At 70.9% G+C, this 16,314-nt stretch carries 15 protein-coding genes; 9 read left to right on the top strand and 6 right to left on the bottom strand.

Going from position 1 to position 16,314, the window contains the following annotated elements:
- Positions 1–41: 41 nt before the first annotated feature.
- A complete protein-coding gene (locus tag ABZ877_RS05440; RefSeq protein WP_361064681.1) occupies positions 42–1,412 on the bottom strand; it encodes an APC family permease in 1,371 nt (456 codons plus the stop codon).
- Between the two features lie 81 nt (positions 1,413–1,493).
- On the opposite strand from ABZ877_RS05440, the gene ABZ877_RS05435 reads away from it, so the two are divergent.
- A complete protein-coding gene (locus tag ABZ877_RS05435; protein WP_361064678.1) occupies positions 1,494–2,492 on the top strand; it encodes a 4-hydroxy-3-methylbut-2-enyl diphosphate reductase in 999 nt (332 codons plus the stop codon).
- 30 nt (positions 2,493–2,522) lie between these two features.
- Positions 2,523–3,269 carry a polyphosphate--glucose phosphotransferase gene (ppgK, locus tag ABZ877_RS05430; RefSeq protein WP_361064675.1) on the top strand — a complete coding sequence of 249 codons (747 nt, stop codon included), beginning with the start codon at positions 2,523–2,525 and terminating at the stop codon, positions 3,267–3,269.
- Between the two features lie 17 nt (positions 3,270–3,286).
- On the opposite strand, the gene ABZ877_RS05425 is transcribed toward ppgK, so the two are convergent.
- Complete coding sequence (locus tag ABZ877_RS05425) at positions 3,287–3,928, bottom strand: DUF6542 domain-containing protein (RefSeq protein ID WP_361064672.1); 642 nt, start codon at positions 3,926–3,928, stop codon at positions 3,287–3,289.
- A gap of 209 nt (positions 3,929–4,137) precedes the next feature.
- On the opposite strand from ABZ877_RS05425, the gene ychF reads away from it, so the two are divergent.
- From ychF to ABZ877_RS05390, 7 genes are all read left to right on the top strand, one after another.
- Positions 4,138–5,226, top strand: coding sequence for a redox-regulated ATPase YchF (gene ychF, locus ABZ877_RS05420; protein WP_361064669.1), 1,089 nt, complete (start codon positions 4,138–4,140; stop codon positions 5,224–5,226).
- Positions 5,227–5,470: 244 nt separating this feature from the next.
- The gene (locus ABZ877_RS05415) at positions 5,471–6,595 is read left to right on the top strand and encodes a pyridoxal-phosphate dependent enzyme (RefSeq protein ID WP_361064666.1); all 1,125 of its coding nucleotides are present in this window, start codon (positions 5,471–5,473) and stop codon (positions 6,593–6,595) included.
- Between the two features lie 157 nt (positions 6,596–6,752).
- Positions 6,753–7,505 carry a GntR family transcriptional regulator gene (locus ABZ877_RS05410; RefSeq protein ID WP_361064664.1) on the top strand — a complete coding sequence of 251 codons (753 nt, stop codon included), beginning with the start codon at positions 6,753–6,755 and terminating at the stop codon, positions 7,503–7,505.
- A gap of 373 nt (positions 7,506–7,878) precedes the next feature.
- Positions 7,879–8,082 carry an SPOR domain-containing protein gene (locus tag ABZ877_RS05405; protein ID WP_361064661.1) on the top strand — a complete coding sequence of 68 codons (204 nt, stop codon included), beginning with the start codon at positions 7,879–7,881 and terminating at the stop codon, positions 8,080–8,082.
- A gap of 21 nt (positions 8,083–8,103) precedes the next feature.
- Positions 8,104–8,514, top strand: a complete 411-nt coding sequence (locus tag ABZ877_RS05400) for a (deoxy)nucleoside triphosphate pyrophosphohydrolase (protein WP_361064658.1) — start codon at positions 8,104–8,106, stop codon at positions 8,512–8,514.
- Between the two features lie 153 nt (positions 8,515–8,667).
- The gene (locus ABZ877_RS05395; protein ID WP_361064655.1) at positions 8,668–9,084 is read left to right on the top strand and encodes an ATP-binding protein; all 417 of its coding nucleotides are present in this window, start codon (positions 8,668–8,670) and stop codon (positions 9,082–9,084) included.
- A gap of 252 nt (positions 9,085–9,336) precedes the next feature.
- Entirely contained in the window at positions 9,337–11,955 is a 2,619-nt protein-coding gene (locus ABZ877_RS05390) for a SpoIIE family protein phosphatase (RefSeq protein ID WP_361064652.1), read from the top strand.
- Here the strand turns inward: ABZ877_RS05390 and ABZ877_RS05385 are convergent.
- The 4 genes from ABZ877_RS05385 to ABZ877_RS05370 all read right to left on the bottom strand — a co-directional run bounded on the left by ABZ877_RS05385 (position 11,952) and on the right by ABZ877_RS05370 (position 16,275).
- Entirely contained in the window at positions 11,952–12,599 is a 648-nt protein-coding gene (locus ABZ877_RS05385) for a hypothetical protein (RefSeq protein ID WP_361064649.1), read from the bottom strand. The genes ABZ877_RS05390 and ABZ877_RS05385 overlap by 4 nt on opposite strands.
- Before the next feature lie 94 nt (positions 12,600–12,693).
- A complete protein-coding gene (locus tag ABZ877_RS05380) occupies positions 12,694–13,461 on the bottom strand; it encodes a succinate dehydrogenase/fumarate reductase iron-sulfur subunit (protein ID WP_361064647.1) in 768 nt (255 codons plus the stop codon).
- Positions 13,458–15,395 (bottom strand): fumarate reductase/succinate dehydrogenase flavoprotein subunit, encoded by a 1,938-nt coding sequence (locus ABZ877_RS05375; protein WP_361064644.1) that lies wholly within the window; start codon positions 15,393–15,395, stop codon positions 13,458–13,460. The genes ABZ877_RS05380 and ABZ877_RS05375 overlap by 4 nt, the downstream gene beginning before the upstream one ends.
- 25 nt (positions 15,396–15,420) lie before the next feature.
- Entirely contained in the window at positions 15,421–16,275 is an 855-nt protein-coding gene (locus ABZ877_RS05370; protein ID WP_361064641.1) for a hypothetical protein, read from the bottom strand.
- Between the last annotated feature and the right edge of the window lie 39 nt (positions 16,276–16,314).

Here is a 16,314-nt window from a genome sequence, read left to right as displayed (position 1 = left end):
TGACACCGCGGGACCGGTGCCGCACCCGGCCCGGACCGCGCTCAGCCGGACGGCGCGTCCCCCGGCCGCCCCCGCTGCGCCACCAGCACCAGCAGCCCCACCACCAGCCAGATCGCCCCGACCACCTGCGCCGTGCCGGACGCCTCCACGATGACCGCCACCGTGATCGCCGCGCCGAGCACGGGGACCAGGAGGTGGCGCCACCAGCTCGGGGGCCCTTCGCCCCGGCGGCGGACGGCGAAATAGCCGACCACGCTCGCGTGCAGCAGCGTGAACGCCGTCAGGGCGCCGATGTCGACCACCGAGACCAGGTGGTCCATGCCGTCGTCGCGGCGGGCCGCCCAGACCGCCGCCACCAGCGTGATCACCGCGGCGACGAGCAGCGCCGCGCGCGGGACGCCCGCGTTCGTGCGGGACAGGGGCTTCGGGAGGCGCCGGTCGCGGGCCATCGCGAAGACGAGGCGGCCCGCTGCCGCCTGCCCGGCCAGCGCCGCGAACGCCGCCCCGATCGCCTTGCTGACCGCCACCAGGTCATGCAGCCAGCCCCCGACGGACGCGTCCACGGCGTCGTAGAACGCCGAACCCTGCTTGCCCGGGTCGGCCGCGAGCTGCGCCGAGGACGTCGGCTCAAGCAGCGCCACCAGGTACGTCTGCGCCACGAACAGCACACCCGTCAGCGCCAGACAGAACAGCACCGCCCGCGCCACCTTCGCCGAGCCGCCCGTCACCTCCTCCGCGAACGCCGCGATCGCGTCGAAGCCCAGATAGGACAGGACCGCGATGGACACCGCGCCGACCACCGCCGTCAGGGCGAACGCGCCCTGCGACCCGTCCCCGGACAGCGGCGACAGCCAGCCCCGCTGCGCCCCGTCCCGTACGAGCACCACGATCGCGGAGACCACGAAGACGAGCAGGACGACGATCTCCAGCGCCAGGACCGCGAAACCCACCCGGGCCGCCGCCCGTACGCCCCAGAGATTGAGCAGCGTCGTGACGACCACGGCCAGGGCCGTCCATACCCAGCGGGAGACCGAGGGGACCAGCGCGTTCATCGCGATGCCGGAGAAGAGATAGGCCACGGCGGGGATCAGCAGATAGTCCAGCATCGCCATCCAGCCCGCGATGAACCCCGGCCCCTTGCCGAGCCCCACGCGCGCGTAGGCGTACACGGAGCCCGCCCGCGGAGCGACCCGCACCATCTGGGCGTAGCTGAAAGCGGTGAACGCCATCGCGACCGTCGCCACGACGTAGACGAGCGCGACCGCGCCGTGCGATTTGGCGTCCAGGGTGCCGAAGACGCCGACGGGCGCCATGGGGGCGATGAAGAGAAGCCCGTAGACGACGAGGTCACGGAAGCCGAGGTCACGGCGGAGCGCGCCCTCCTGGACCTCGGGGACGACTGGTGCGGACATCCTGCCTCCGTAGATCGCGGGCTCCCAGTCTCCCCACGCGGGGGATCTTCGGCCTCCTGTACGCGGCCTTACGATGGAGCCATGACTGCTACCACTGGCTCCCGCCGCGTCCTGCTCGCCGCCCCCCGTGGCTACTGCGCGGGTGTGGACCGTGCCGTGATCGCCGTCGAGAAAGCCCTGGAGCAGTACGGCGCCCCGATCTACGTCCGCCACGAGATCGTGCACAACAAGTACGTCGTGCAAACCCTGGAGCGGAAGGGCGCGATCTTCGTCGAGCAGACCGCCGAGGTCCCCGAGGGCGCCATCGTGATGTTCTCGGCGCACGGCGTCGCCCCGACCGTGCACGAGGAGGCCGAGCGCGGCAAGCTCGCCACCATCGACGCGACCTGCCCGCTGGTCACCAAGGTGCACAAGGAAGCGATCCGCTACGCCAACGACGACTTCGACATCCTCCTGATCGGCCACGAGGGCCACGAGGAGGTCATCGGCACCTCCGGCGAGGCACCCGACCACATCACCCTGGTCGACGGCCCCGAGGACGTCGCCAAAGTCGAGGTCCGCGACCCGTCCAAGGTCGTCTGGCTCTCCCAGACCACGCTCTCCGTCGACGAGACGATGGAGACGGTCGACGCCCTCAAGGAGAAGTTCCCCGCCCTCGTCTCGCCGCCCAGCGACGACATCTGCTACGCCACGCAGAACCGTCAGCTCGCCGTGAAGCAGATGGGCGCCGACTCCGACCTCGTCATCGTCGTCGGCTCGCGCAACTCCTCCAACTCCAAGCGGCTCGTCGAGGTCGCCAAGCTGGCGGGCGCCCGCGAGGCGTACCTGGTCGACTTCGCCTCCGAGATCGAGGAGGCGTGGCTGGAGGGCGTCACCACCGTCGGGGTCACCTCGGGCGCCTCCGTCCCCGACGTCCTGGTCGAAGAGGTCCTGGAGTGGCTCTCGCAGCGCGGCTACGCCGACGTGGAGATCGTGAAGGCCGCCGAGGAATCGATCACGTTCTCGCTCCCCAAGGAGCTGCGCCGCGACCTGCGCGCCGAGGCGGCCGCCCTGATGCAGGGTTCCCGCGTCGAGGAGTGACAGGCCTCCCGGCGTCGTACGGTGGTGCTCATGGAGATCTTCGGTGTGGACATCGGCGGTTCCGGGATCAAGGGTGCCCCGGTCGATCTTGAGCGCGGCGACCTCGCCCAGGAGCGGTTCAAAGTACTGACGCCGCACCCGGCCACCCCCGACGCGGTGGCCGACGGCGTCAAGCAGGTCGTCGAGAACTTCGGCGGACGGTGCGACCGGGTCGGCATCACCTTCCCCGGCGTCGTCACGGGCGGCTCGACGATCCGTACCGCCGCCAACGTCGACAAGAGCTGGATCGACGTCGACGCGCGCGCCCTGCTCAGCGCCGAACTCGGCGGGCTGCCCGTCACCGTGCTCAACGACGCGGACGCGGCGGGCGTCGCCGAGATGCAGTTCGGCGCGGGCCAGGGCCGCAAGGGCACCGTCATGCTGCTCACCTTCGGCACCGGCATCGGCAGCGCCCTGTTCAGCGACGGCGTCCTCGTTCCCAACACCGAGCTCGGCCACCTCGAACTCGACGGCCACGACGCCGAGCGGCGCGCCTCCACCAAGGTCAAGGAGGACCACGACCTGAGCTGGGAGCAGTGGGCGCACCGCGTCCAGAAGTACCTGGCCCACGTCGAGATGCTGTTCTCGCCGGACCTGTTCGTCATCGGCGGCGGTGTCAGCCGCAAGGCGCACAAGTTCCTGCCGCTCATCGAGGGCATCAAGGCCGAGATGGTGCCCGCGCAGCTGCAGAACAACGCGGGGATCGTGGGCGCGGCGATGGCGGCCTCGCGCGCGTAGGGCCTCGTGTCCTGTCGTTACGCCGTACGCCGACGGGGCGCCGGAGCCGCCGAGCGGGACGCGGGCTGCTGGCCGGCGGCCCGCCGCTGTGCCGCCCGGCGCGCCAGGACGCGGGCCCTGCGGACGCCGACGATCGCCCCGGCGAGCAGGGTGCCCGCGTAGAGCCATACCGCGTTCAGGGCGAGCGTGGTGAACAGGCCCATCAGCCGGGCGCCCGTCCCGCCCGCCCCCTCGGCGATCGGCAGCGCCCCGACGGCGAACGAGATCGGCACCGCGACCGGCGCCGTCACCAGGTCCGCCTTCCGGACCCAGCCCGCGGTCAACGCGCTCACCAGCAAGAACAGCACGCCGTACCCGGCGGCGGCCCCGCCGAACAGGAGCCGGTCCAGGAAGCCGGACAGAAGCATCGCGGCGAGACAGAACAGGCCGCTGCCGAGGCCGGTCAGGCGGGGGTTCGGGAACCGGCGCAGCGCCCGCAGAACCGGCGGCACGCGGCGGGCGGGCCGCTTGCCTCCGTAGACGGCCACGGACTCCTCGGCCGGGTCCGTGGCCGCCTTGGCGCGCACGGCGCGGCCGCCCTGCGCCTGCGGCGGAAGCGGGGCCGTGCGGCGGGGGCGGGGTTGCCGGGGTTGCGCGGGACGCGTCCTGGGTTGCTCCACAGGCCCAACATAGGTGGGCTTATGTGTGGAATAGGCCAAAGGACACGCGTTTTGGCCGACCTTGACCGCCACCGGTCCTCTGGGTCGCCCGTTCGGTACAGATGCGTGCGGAGCCGGACCGGTTGCGGCCAGGCCGTAGACTGGTGGACTGCCTACGCCCATCCATCAGCCCTGGCCATCAGCGCCCACCACGTACGGGAAGTCGCAACGTGTCGCTCACGATCGGAATCGTCGGTCTGCCGAATGTCGGCAAGTCGACCCTGTTCAACGCCCTGACCAAGAACGACGTGCTCGCGGCCAACTACCCGTTCGCCACGATCGAGCCCAATGTGGGCGTGGTCGGGGTGCCCGACCCGCGGCTCGACAAATTGGCCGAGATCTTCGGTTCGCAGAAGGTCCTCCCGGCGACCGTCGACTTCGTCGACATCGCGGGCATCGTGCGCGGCGCCTCCGAGGGCGAGGGGCTCGGCAACAAGTTCCTCGCGAACATCCGCGAGTCCGACGCCATCTGCCAGGTCATTCGCGCCTTCCAGGACGAGAACGTCGTGCACGTCGACGGCAAGGTCTCGCCCAAGGACGACATCGAGACGATCAACACCGAGCTGATCCTCGCCGACCTCCAGACCATCGAGAAGGTCCTGCCGCGCCTCCAGAAGGAGTCGCGGATCAAGAAGGACGTGGCGCCGAAGGTGGCGGCCGTCGAGGCGGCCAAGGCGATCCTCGAGAAGGGCGACACCCTGTTCTCCCAGGGCATCGTCCAGGGCTCCGGGAATGAGGAGCTGCTGCACGACCTGCACCTCCTCACGACCAAGCCCTTCCTCTACGTGTTCAACGTGGACGAGGACGAGCTGACCGACGAGGACTTCAAGGCCGCCCAGCGCGCCCTCGTCGCCCCCGCCGAGGCGATCTTCCTCAACGCGAAGCTGGAGGCGGACCTCGCCGAGCTCGACGACGCCGACGCGATGGAGCTCCTGGAGTCCGTCGGCGCCGAGGAGCCGGGGCTTGCCACGCTCGCCCGGGTCGGGTTCGACACGCTCGGCCTCCAGACCTACCTCACGGCCGGTCCCAAGGAATCCCGCGCCTGGACCATCAAGAAGGGCGCCACCGCCCCCGAGGCGGCCGGCGTCATCCACACCGACTTCCAGAAGGGCTTCATCAAGGCGGAGGTCATCTCCTTCGAGGACCTGGTGGAGACGGGGTCCGTGGCGGAGGCCCGGGCGGCGGGCAAGGCGCGCATGGAGGGCAAGGACTATGTGATGCAGGACGGGGACGTCGTCGAGTTCAGGTTCAACGTCTGAGCGCGCCAGGAAGGGAGGGTGGCCGTCTGGGGTTTCTTGGCGGCTACCCGTCGGGTCTGGCAGGTGCGTGGGTGGGTACGGTGCCGCCCGGGGTATGTCCGTGCTCGCCATCTTGATGGCGTCGCCAGTCTCTTCGGTGCCGTCACCGCGTGAACTGTGCTGCGCGCGCACATACCCCGACCGGCCCCTCCCGTCTCGTACGCGGCTGATCGCCGGACGGGGCCGTGGCCTCTAAGGTGCCTCCATGGATGCCGCCCTGCCTGATCGTTACTGCCCCGTTGACGGGACCCGTGTGCCTGGTGGGTCCCTTGCGTGGTGTTGTCCCGTGTGTAGGGGGCCGCTCGATCTTGATTTCGCTCCTACGCCCGCGTCGCTCGGATCGTTGAGCGGGCGGGTGAACTCCCTGTGGCGGTATGCCGAGTGCCTGCCGTTGGCCGGGTCCGCGGAGTGCTCGTTGGGCGAGGGGCGGACGCCCCTCGTGCCGCTCGCGGGGAGTGTGTCCGCCAAGGTGGACTTCCTCATGCCGACCCTTTCCTTCAAGGATCGAGGGGCCGTCATGCTTGCCGCGCTTGCGAGTCGGTTGCGGGTCGAGCGGGTGGTCGCCGACAGCAGTGGGAATGCCGGGACCGCTGTGGCCGCCTATTGTGCGCGGGCCCGGGTCGCCTGCACCGTTTATGTGCCCGAGGGGACGTCCGCGAAGAAGCTGGAGCAGATGCGGGCGCATGGGGCTCGCGTTGAGGTGGTTGGTGGGGGGCGGGAGGCCGCTGCCGCTGCCGCTCGGGGCGTGGCCGATGAGGCGGGCGTTTTCTATGCCAGTCATGTGCACAATCCCTTTTTTCTGCACGGGACCAAGACCTATGTGCATGAGATCTGGGAGGACCTCGGGGGGCGGCTGCCCGACGTGCTCGTGGTGCCGGTGGGGAACGGGACTCTGTTGCTCGGGGCCGCGCTCGCCGTTGCCGAGTTGCATGGCGCCGGGCTGATCGACCGGCGGCCCGCCCTGCATGCCGTGCAGGCCGCCGCCGTCGCGCCGCTGGCCGAGGCTTGGCGGGCCGGTGCGGAGGATGTGGGGGCTCCTGTGGCTGCCCTGCCTACTTTGGCTGAGGGCATTGCCATTCCGCGGCCTCCTCGCGCCCGGCAGATTTTGCGTGTCGTACGGGAGTCCGGCGGGGCCTTCCATACGGTGACCGATGATCAGATTCGCCATGCGCAAAGGGATCTGGCCTCGCGTGGGTTGTACGTGGAGTCCACCGGTGCCGCGTGCTGGGCGGCCACGCGGGAGGGGGGTTCCGTGGCGGCCGTGTTGAACGGGCGGTCCGCCGTCGTACCGTTGTGCGGGGCCGGACTCAAGACCGGGATCGATGTGTGAATGATGCACTACCTGGAGAAAGTCGCTGAGTAAAGCCCTCCGACGCCGCATGTCATCACTTCGGGTGATTCCCTGGCCTTTGCTTGCATGGCTCAACCCACGGTTGCCACGCTGTTGCTGTCTGTCAATCTGATGGGGATCCGAGGGGAAACAACCAGTGGCATTCGGTGAGCAGCCGGCGTACCTGCGTGTCGCGGGAGATCTGCGCAGGAAGATCGTCAACGGCTCACTGCCGCCGCTCACGCGGCTTCCCTCGCAAGCGCGGATCCGTGAGGAGTACGGGGTCTCGGACACCGTCGCTCTGGAGGCGCGCAAGGTTCTGATGGCCGAAGGGCTCGTCGAGGGGCGGTCCGGGTCCGGGACCTACGTGCGGGAGCGGCCCGTGCCGCGGCGGGTGGCCCGGAGCGGCTACCAGACGGGCGGGGGGTCGACCCCGTTCCGGCAGGAGCAGGCCGACCCGGCGGCGAAGGGGTCCTGGGACTCGCGCAGTGAGCAGACCGAGGCGGACGCGGGGATCGCCGAGCGGCTTGGTGTGCACGTGGGGGACCGCGTGATGTGCACGAAGTACGTGTACCGGGACGCCGGTGAGACCGTGATGCTCTCGACCTCGTGGGAGCCGTTGGCCATCACCGGGCGCACGCCGGTCATGCTGCCCGAGGAGGGGCCGCTCGGCGGGTGCGGTGTCGTCGAGCGCATGGCCGCCATCGACGTCGTTGTCGACAATATGACGGAGGAGGTCGCCGCACGGCCCGGGCTCGCCGAGGAGTTGAGCGCGCTGGGCGGTGTGCCGGGACATGTCGTCCTCGTGATTCACCGGACGTTCTTCGCCTCCGGGAGAGCCGTCGAGACCGCCGATGTCGTCGTTCCCGCCGACCGGTACCGCATCGCCTATCACTTGCCGGTGAAGTAAGCCCCCTGGGGCGTGAGCATCTGTTGCCGTGGCGAATGAATCTGGCCTTTCTCGACCGGGTGAATGGCGGTCCTGCCCTCAGTGGTGACGTGCGGGGCGGGTGGCCCGTGCTGTCACGGTGTGTGCCGCGTACGCTGCCGTCCTTCTGACGTGGGGAGCGCGGGGGAGTAGGGGCGCGTCTTTGTGGACGCGCCCTTTGTCGTGTTCCGGCGTGCGCCGTCCTTCCCTGGCTTGTTGCCTATCTCTTCGTGCCAATCCGTATCCGCTCCGTAAAGGTCAGGCGTAGGCTCGGGCATATGCGGATTGCGGTTTCCAAGGGATGCTTAGGGGGCGGGGCGCCATGCGAGCCGGAGTCGGGGAGTGGAGGGGCGCGATGACGGACAACACGACCACACTTCCGTGGCTTGTCATTCGCGAGGACGACAACGGCAACCGCTACCGCGTCGGGAGGTACGCGACCAGGGCCGAGGCGCAGCGCACCGCGGACAGCCTCGACAGCCGCGGACACAAGCAGCTCTACTGGATCGAGCGGCTCACCCCGAACCCGGAGCCGGGGCAGAACGGCACGGCGCACTGACGGGGCCGTAGGCTCCGGCGCATGCCCACTGCATTCACTCCGTCCGAACCCGTGGTGGTGGTCGCCGCCGCCCTGTACGACGACGCGGGGCGCCTGCTCGCCGCGCGACGGAGTGCGCCCCCCGAGCTGGCCGGCCGCTGGGAACTGCCCGGCGGGAAGGTCGAGCCGGGCGAGAGCCCCGAGCACGCCCTCGTACGGGAGCTGCGGGAGGAACTGGGCGTCGAGGCACGGCCCGAGGAGCGCGTGCCGGGCGAGTGGGACCTCAAGCCGGGCTATGTCCTGCGGGTATGGCGTACGCGGCTGGTCTCCGGGGAACCCGCCGCCCTCCAGGACCATGACGAGCTGCGCTGGCTCACGGCCGGGGAGGTCTGGGACGTCGACTGGCTGGATCAGGACGTTCCCGCCGTCAAGCAGGTGATCGCGCAGGGGTGAGGGGTGAGCGGCGCGCTCCTCACGCGCCCGCGGCGACCCCGCGTACGCCGTCCGTACCACCACACACCCCCTGGCGCGGTAGCACCACGTTCCGTCCGGGTATATGCCGATTAACCCTCTGAAACCGGGCAGGGCTCAGCGCGTTCCAGGGAAGTGATCGGCGTGATCCACACCGACGGCGACTACGCCGAGTGGGCCTTCCCCGCCGATCCGACGGCGGTCCGCAGAGCCCGTGCGGCGGTGCGCACACAGCTCGCCGACTGGGCGCTCCCCGAGCTGGGGGACGTGACCGCCCTGCTGGTCAGCGAGCTCGTCACCAACTCCCTGCGGCACGCCTCCGGGCCGATCGGGGTGCGCCTGCGCCGGCAGGACGGGCCGTACGGCGGGCTGCTCGTGGAGGTCTCCGATCCCTTGCCGGACCCGCCGCGCGCTCGTACCGCCGCCCATGACGACGAGAGCGGGCGGGGGCTGCAACTGGTCGCCGGGGCCTCCCGGTGCTGGGGGACGAGACTGGGGGATCCGCGTACGGGGGGCAAAACCGTGTGGTTCGAGCTGGCGCTGCCTGGTTAGACGAGGGGGAGCAGAAACGGATCGGCGGATCGGCGGGGAGGTCGGCGAGGGATTCAGAGGTGGGTGCGGGGCGCCGGGTGTGGGCGCACCTCCACCGTGGGTACGGAAACAATCGGCCCCGACGGGCCAAAAAGCGTCGGGAGCGTGGTGTGATCGTGAACACCGTGTTGCGCGGCCCCGTAGTGCTGGATACTGCGGGCAGCCGCCCCGGTGACCGGTGCCGGGCGTGGTGAGCTGGAGGGGACGGTTCGCGTGAGCGAGATACCAGCGAAGGCCGGGATGTCCGGGGACTCCTCGGGCACGGAGTCTGCGCGGGATGCGGACCGTGGCGCCCAGGCGGGCGCGTCCGACACCTGGCAGTCCAGCCCGCCCGGGTCGATCTACGACTACATCAAGGTCGCCTCCTTCTCCATCGGGCCCGACGGGCTGATCGACCAGTGGAGCCTGCGCGCCGCGCACCTGTTCGGGGTCGCGCCCGAGGACGCCGTGGGCAAGGACCCGATCGAGGCGTTCGTCCCCGCCGATCTGCGCGAGCGCGGGCACCGCAAGATGGCCGAGATCCTGGACGGGCGCGAGTGGACGGGCAGCGTGCCGTTCCGGATGCCGCCCCGGGAAGGTGCCGGGGCGGACGCCGACCGGCCCACCGCGCGCGCCGAGGTCTATGTGATGCCGACGACCACCGAGACCGGTGAACGGGCCGCCGTCTGCATCGTCGTCGACGTACGGACGCTGCGGCGCATCGAGACGGATCTCGCCGCTTCGCAGGCCATTTTCGGCCAATCCCCCTTCGGCTTCCTGCTGTTCGACACCGATCTCAAGGTGCGGCGGACCAACCGTACGTTCACCTCGGTCTTCGGCGGCAAGGCCGACGACCACCGGGGCCGCACCGTCCACGACTACCTGCCGCGCCACGAGGCCGACCGGGTGCAGGGCGCGCTGCGCCGCGTCCTGGAGACCGGGGACGCCGTCACCGACATGCAGCTCGTCGGGACCGTGCCCGGCTCCTCCGAGCGGCGGCACTGGTCCATCAACCTGTACCGCGTGCACAGCGGTTCGGGCCGGCCCATCGGGATCGCCGGGCTCTCCACCGACGTCACCCGGCGCCACGCCGCCGCCCGTGAGGCCGCGCACGCGCGCCGGAACCTCGCGCTGCTCAACGAGGCCGGCGCCCGTATCGGCAACTCGCTCGATCTGGAGACGACCGCGCGCGAGCTTCTCGATGTCGTCGTGCCGGGGTTCTGCGATCTGGCCTCCGTCGACCTCTACCAAGGGCTGCTGGTCGGTGACGAGGCCGCTCTCGGCAGTCACAGCCTCGCCGACGGAAGCGCCGAGCTGCGGCGCGTCGCCGCCGCCAGCGCCGTCGCCGACGTGCCGTTCCTCGACATGGGCGGTGAGGCGCCGGTCAACGTGGGGGCCGTGCACCGCTTCCCGTTCAACTCCGCGTGCGCCGACGCGCTGCGCACCGCGCGGCCCCAGTTGCTGCCCGCCGAGCCGGGCGATCTCGTGCAGTCCACGCTCGCGGTGCCGATGGTCGCGCACGACACCGTCGTCGGGCTCGTGCAGTTCTCCCGTACGAAGGGCAGCGAACCGTTCAACGAGCGGGACCGGGCCCTCGCCGTCGAACTGGCCGCACGTGCCGCGGTCTGCATCGACAACGCGCGCCTGTACCGCCGCGAGCACGAGCGCGCCCTGATTCTGCAGCGTTCGCTGCTGCCTCCCGACAACCCGGAGGCTTCGGGGCTCGACATCGCCTGCCGCTATCTGCCCGGCAACGCGGCGACCGAGGTCGGCGGTGACTGGTTCGACGTCATCGAGCTGCCCGGGCACCGCACCGCACTTGTCATCGGCGACGTCATGGGGCGCGGGCTGCGCGCCGCCGTCGCCATGGGGGAACTGCGCACCGCCGTACGGACGCTGGCGCTGCTCGATCTGGAGCCCGCCGAAGTGCTGGACGCGCTCGACGAGATCGCGCGCGGGCTCGGCACGCCCGGCGGCGTCCAGCAGGCCACCCGTGCCGCCCGCAGCAAGCCGTCCGACGCCGACCTGTCCGAGGTCTACCTCGCCACCTGCGTCTACGCGGTCTACGACGCCGTCACCCGGCGCTGCACCTTCGCCAACGCCGGGCATCTGCCGCCCGTCCTCGTCGCGCCCGGTGACGGCGCGCTCATGCTCGACGTGCCGCCGGGGATGCCGCTCGGCGTGGGCGGCGAACCGTTCGAGGAGGTGGAGGTCGAGCTGCCCGAGGGGTCGCTGCTCGCCCTCTACACCGACGGGCTCGTGGAGTCCCGCGACCATCCGCTCGACGAGGGGCTCTCCGCGTTCCGCACCGTCCTGAACGATCCGGCGCCCGCCCTGGAGGACGTCTGCGACCACGTCCTCACCACCCTCGACACGCACCACGGCGAGGACGACATCGCGCTGCTCATGGCCCGCATCGAGGGGCTGCCCAGCGAGAACGTCGGGGACTGGACGCTGCCGCGCGAGCCGAAGTCCGTGGGCCTGGCGCGCGAGCTGGCCCGTGAGCAACTGACCGCCTGGGAGCTCGAACCCCTGGTCGACACCACCGAGCTGCTCGTCAGTGAGCTGGTCACCAACGCCCTGCGGTACGGCGAGGGCGACATCAGGCTCCGCCTGCTGCTCGACCGCACCCTGGTGTGCGAGGTGTGGGACGCCGGGCTCGTGCAGCCGCGCCGCCGCCGCGCCCGCGACACCGACGAGGGCGGGCGCGGGCTCCAACTCGTCGGGCTGCTCAGCGCGGCGTGGGGGTCGCGCCGTACGCCGCGCGGCAAGACGGTGTGGTTCGAGATGGCGCTGCCGGACGGGGGCACAGGGTTGGTCGATCCGACCGAGGCGCTGCTCAGCCTGTTCTAGCCGGTTCCGGGCCGCCTGCGGCCCCCGTCGCCGCTGCCGTGCGGGTCGTCGTACGCGTGTACGTCCCGTTCGGCGAGCGAGCGGGCCTGCCGGGCCAGTGCGTCGGCCCGCCGCGCCTCGGCCAGCGCGCCCGCCGGGTCGCTCTCCGCGGCGTCCCGCGCGTGCGCGAGGTGGCGCCGGGCCTCCGCGAGCCGCGTGCGGGCCTCGCCGCCGATCGCGCCGTCGTGCGCCGCGATGAGGTCGGCGGTGGCGTTCGTGGCGGTGCGGGCCGTGTGCAGTGCCCGGCCGAGGGGGGTGCGGTCAGCCTGCCCGTCGAGCCCTCGGACATGCGTGCGGTGCCGTCCTCCCGGGGTGGTCCGCTCGCGTATGCGCCGCTCGCGGCACATACGGCTGTACGCGGCCAGGGTGAGCGCCACCACGACGGCGACGACGGGCAGGACCAGGCCGAAAGCATGGCCCGCGCTCGAAGCGGCGGCGTCCGGCGTGAGCGTCCGCAGCGGTGCCGGCCCCTCAGCCGCCCCCTCAGCCCGCACCGAGGCGGCGGGGGACAGCAGCCACCACAGGGCGAACAACCCGGCGGCCGCACGGGGGCGCGTCCACCCGGTGGTACGCGCCGGGCGGGCGCGGCGCTCGTGGAGGGGCACATGGCGGAGCGTAAGTCCGGGCGGGAGCCGTCGCGACCGCTGCGCTCCGCTACGCCCCGCTACGCGCGCCCCCGCCCCGACACCTTCGGACCGGTCACGACCTGCGGCGGATCTTGTTGCCCAGCCACACCACCGGGTCGTACTTGCGATCGACCGCCCGCTCCTTCAGCGGGATCAGGGCGTTGTCCGTGATCTTGATGTGCTCGGGGCAGACCTCCGTGCAGCACTTGGTGATGTTGCAGTAGCCGAGGCCGTGCTCGTCCTGGGCGGTCTTCTTGCGGTCGAGACCCGTCTCGGCCGCCTCGTCCAAGGGGTGCATGTCCAGTTCCGCCACGCGCATCAGGAAGCGCGGGCCCGCGAACGCCGCCTTGTTCTCCTCGTGGTCGCGCACCACATGGCAGGTGTCCTGGCACAGGAAGCACTCGATGCACTTGCGGAACTCCTGCGGGCGGTCCACGTCCTCCTGCATCATCCGGTACTCACCGGGACCGAGCCCGGACGGCGCCACGAACGCCGGGACCTCGCGCGCCTTCGTGTAGTTGAAGCCGACGTCCGTCACCAGGTCACGGACGACCGGGAACGCCCGCAGCGGTGTCACGGTGATGACGTCGTCCCGGCCGAAGACCGACATGCGCGTCATGCACATCAGCCGGGGACGGCCGTTGATCTCCGCCGAGCACGAGCCGCACTTGCCCGCCTTGCAGTTCCAGCGGACCGCCAGGTCAGGGGCCTGTGTCGCCTGTAGGCGGTGGATGATGTCGAGGACCACCTCGCCCTCGTTGACCTCGACGTCGAAGTCCTTCAGGCCGCCGCCCGCCGTGTCCCCGCGCCACACTTTGAAGCGGGCCTCATACGCGTTCACTCGTACAGCTCCTCTTCGGTCAGGTACTTGACCAGCTCCTCCTTCTCGAAGAGGGCCAGCAGGTCGGGGCGGATCGGTTCGGTCGTCTCCCGTACGAGGTCGATCTGGCCGCGCACCGGGTCCGTGGCGGCCAGGCCACCGCTCGGGTCGCGGAGGCGGCACAGCAGGTTGGCGCGGCGCCATTCGCGGTCCATCGCCGGGTGGTCCTCGCGGGTGTGCCCGCCGCGCGACTCCTTGCGTTCGAGCGCGGCGCGGGCCACGCATTCGCTGACCAGGAGCATGTTGCGGAGGTCGAGCGCGAGGTGCCAGCCCGGGTTGAACTGGCGGTGGCCCTCGACCCCGGCCCGCCGCGCCCGCACCCGCAGCGCCGCGAGCTTGCGCAGCGCCTCCTCCATCTCGGCCTCCCGGCGGATGATGCCGACGAGGTCGTTCATCGTCTGCTGGAGCTCCTGGTGCAGGGTGTACGGGTTCTCGGGGACGGTGCCCTCCTCCTGGCCCTCCGCCGAGAAGGGGCGCAGCGCCTCCGCCGCCGCGGTGTCGAGTTGGAGGTCGGGGACGGTCGGGCGGTCCCCGGCGAGGCCCTGCGCGTACTGCGCCGCGTGCAGTCCGGCGCGGCGGCCGAAGACCAGCAGGTCGGACAGGCTGTTCCCGCCGAGCCGGTTCGAGCCGTGCATGCCGCCCGCCACCTCACCGGCCGCGTACAGTCCGGGCACGCCGCGCGCCGCCGCCGTGTCCGAGTCGACGGCGACGCCGCCCATCACGTAGTGGCAGGTCGGTCCGACCTCCATCGCCTCCGCCGTGATGTCGACGTCCGCCAGCTCCTTGAACTGGTGGTACATCGACGGCAGCCGGCGCCGGATGACCTCGGCCGGCATCCGCGTGGACACGTCGAGGAAGACGCCGCCGTGCGGGGAGCCGCGGCCCGCCTTCACCTCGGCGTTGATGGCGCGGGCCACCTCGTCGCGGGGCAGGAGTTCGGGTGGCCGCCGGTTGTGGTCGGGGTCCTCGTACCAGCGGTCGCCCTCGGCCTCCGACTCGGCGTACTTCTCCTTGAAGACGTCCGGGATGTAGTCGAACATGAACCGCTTGCCGTCGGAGTTCCTGAGCACCCCGCCGTCGCCGCGCACCGACTCGGTGACGAGGATGCCCTTCACCGACGGCGGCCAGACCATGCCGGTCGGGTGGAACTGCACGAACTCCATGTTCAGCAGGGGCGCGCCCGCGAGCAGCGCGAGCGCGTGGCCGTCGCCCGTGTACTCCCACGAGTTCGACGTCACCTTGAACGACTTGCCGATGCCGCCCGTCGCCAGGACCACGCTCGGCGCCTCAAGGACGAAGAAGCGCCCGCTCTCGCGCTCGTAGCAGAAGGCACCGGAGACGCGCTCCCCGTCCTCGTCCTTCAGGACACGCGTGACCGTGCACTCCTGGAAGACCTTGAGCCGGGCCTCGTAGTCGCCGCACTCCGCCTTGTCCTGCTGCTGGAGCTGGACGATCTTCTGCTGGAGGGTGCGGATCAGCTCAAGGCCCGTACGGTCGCCGACGTGGGCGAGGCGCGGGTACTCGTGGCCGCCGAAGTTGCGCTGCGAGATCCGGCCGTCGCCGGTCCGGTCGAACAGGGCGCCCCACGTCTCCAGCTCCCAGACGCGGTCGGGGGCCTCCTGCGCGTGCAGCTCCGCCATCCGCCACTGGTTGAGGAACTTGCCGCCGCGCATCGTGTCGCGGAAGTGGACCTGCCAGTTGTCACCGGAGTTCACATTGCCCATGGCGGCCGCGATGCCGCCCTCCGCCATCACCGTATGGGCCTTGCCGAACAGGGACTTGCAGATCACCGCCGTACGGGCGCCCCGCTCGCGGGCCTCGATCGCGGCCCGGAGCCCGGCGCCGCCCGCGCCCACCACGACAACGTCCCAGTGCTGCCGCTCCACCACACTCATCGTCGCTCTCCCACCGTCGAAGGCATCAGAAGAACCGCGGATCGTCGAAGACGCCGGACGCGACCAGGTACACGTAGAAGTCGGCGAGCGCGACGCTCACCAGGGACGCCCACGCGAGCAGCATGTGACGGGCGTTCAGCTTGCCGACCCAGCCCCAGAGGCGGTAACGCACGGGGTGCTTCGAGAAGTGTTTGAGGCGGCCTCCGACGATGTGCCGGCAGGAGTGGCAGGAGATCGTGTACGCCCAGATCAGCGCGATGTTGATCAGTAAGACGACGGTGCCGAGGCCCATGTGGCCCCACGCGTAATGCTCGTCGCGGAAGGCGAGCACGGTGTCGTACGTGAGGATGCCGGCGACGAGGACGGCCGCGTAGAAGAAGTACCGGTGGATGTTCTGCAGGATCAGCGGGAACCTCGTCTCACCGCTGTACTTCTTGTGCGGCTCGGCCACCGCGCAGGCCGGGGGCGACGCCCAGAAGCCGCGGTAGTAGGCCTTGCGGTAGTAGTAGCAGGTCAGCCGGAAGCCGAGCGGGAAGATCAGGATCAGCAGCGCGGGGGAGAGGCCCCACCAGCTGCCGAAGATCTCCCAGTTCGGGCCGTGGCGCATGGGCGCGCAGTTCTCCGCGACGCACGGCGAGTAGAACGGGGAGACGTACGGGGCCGCGTAGTAGTCGGCGTTGGCGAACGCCCGCCACGTCGAGTAGACGACGAAGGCGAACAGGCCCGCGGCGGTCGTCGCCGGGGCCAGCCACCAGCGGTCCGTACGCAGGTGCGGTGCGGCGATCGCGGCACGCGTCCGGCTCCGCACACCGGTGCCGTGGGCGCTGCCGCTCTTGGTATGGGGTTCGTCGGTGCTGGTGGGTTCCGTGCCGGTGGCCAAGGAAGCCTCCGCTCGAAGGGACGGGGGTGTGGTGTGACG

Source organism: Streptomyces sp. NPDC046939, assembly GCF_040644575.1.
Classification (GTDB): domain Bacteria; phylum Actinomycetota; class Actinomycetes; order Streptomycetales; family Streptomycetaceae; genus Streptomyces.
The sequence above is the reverse complement of the archived record's forward strand: the minus strand, read 5'-3'. Positions and strand labels throughout refer to the sequence as shown.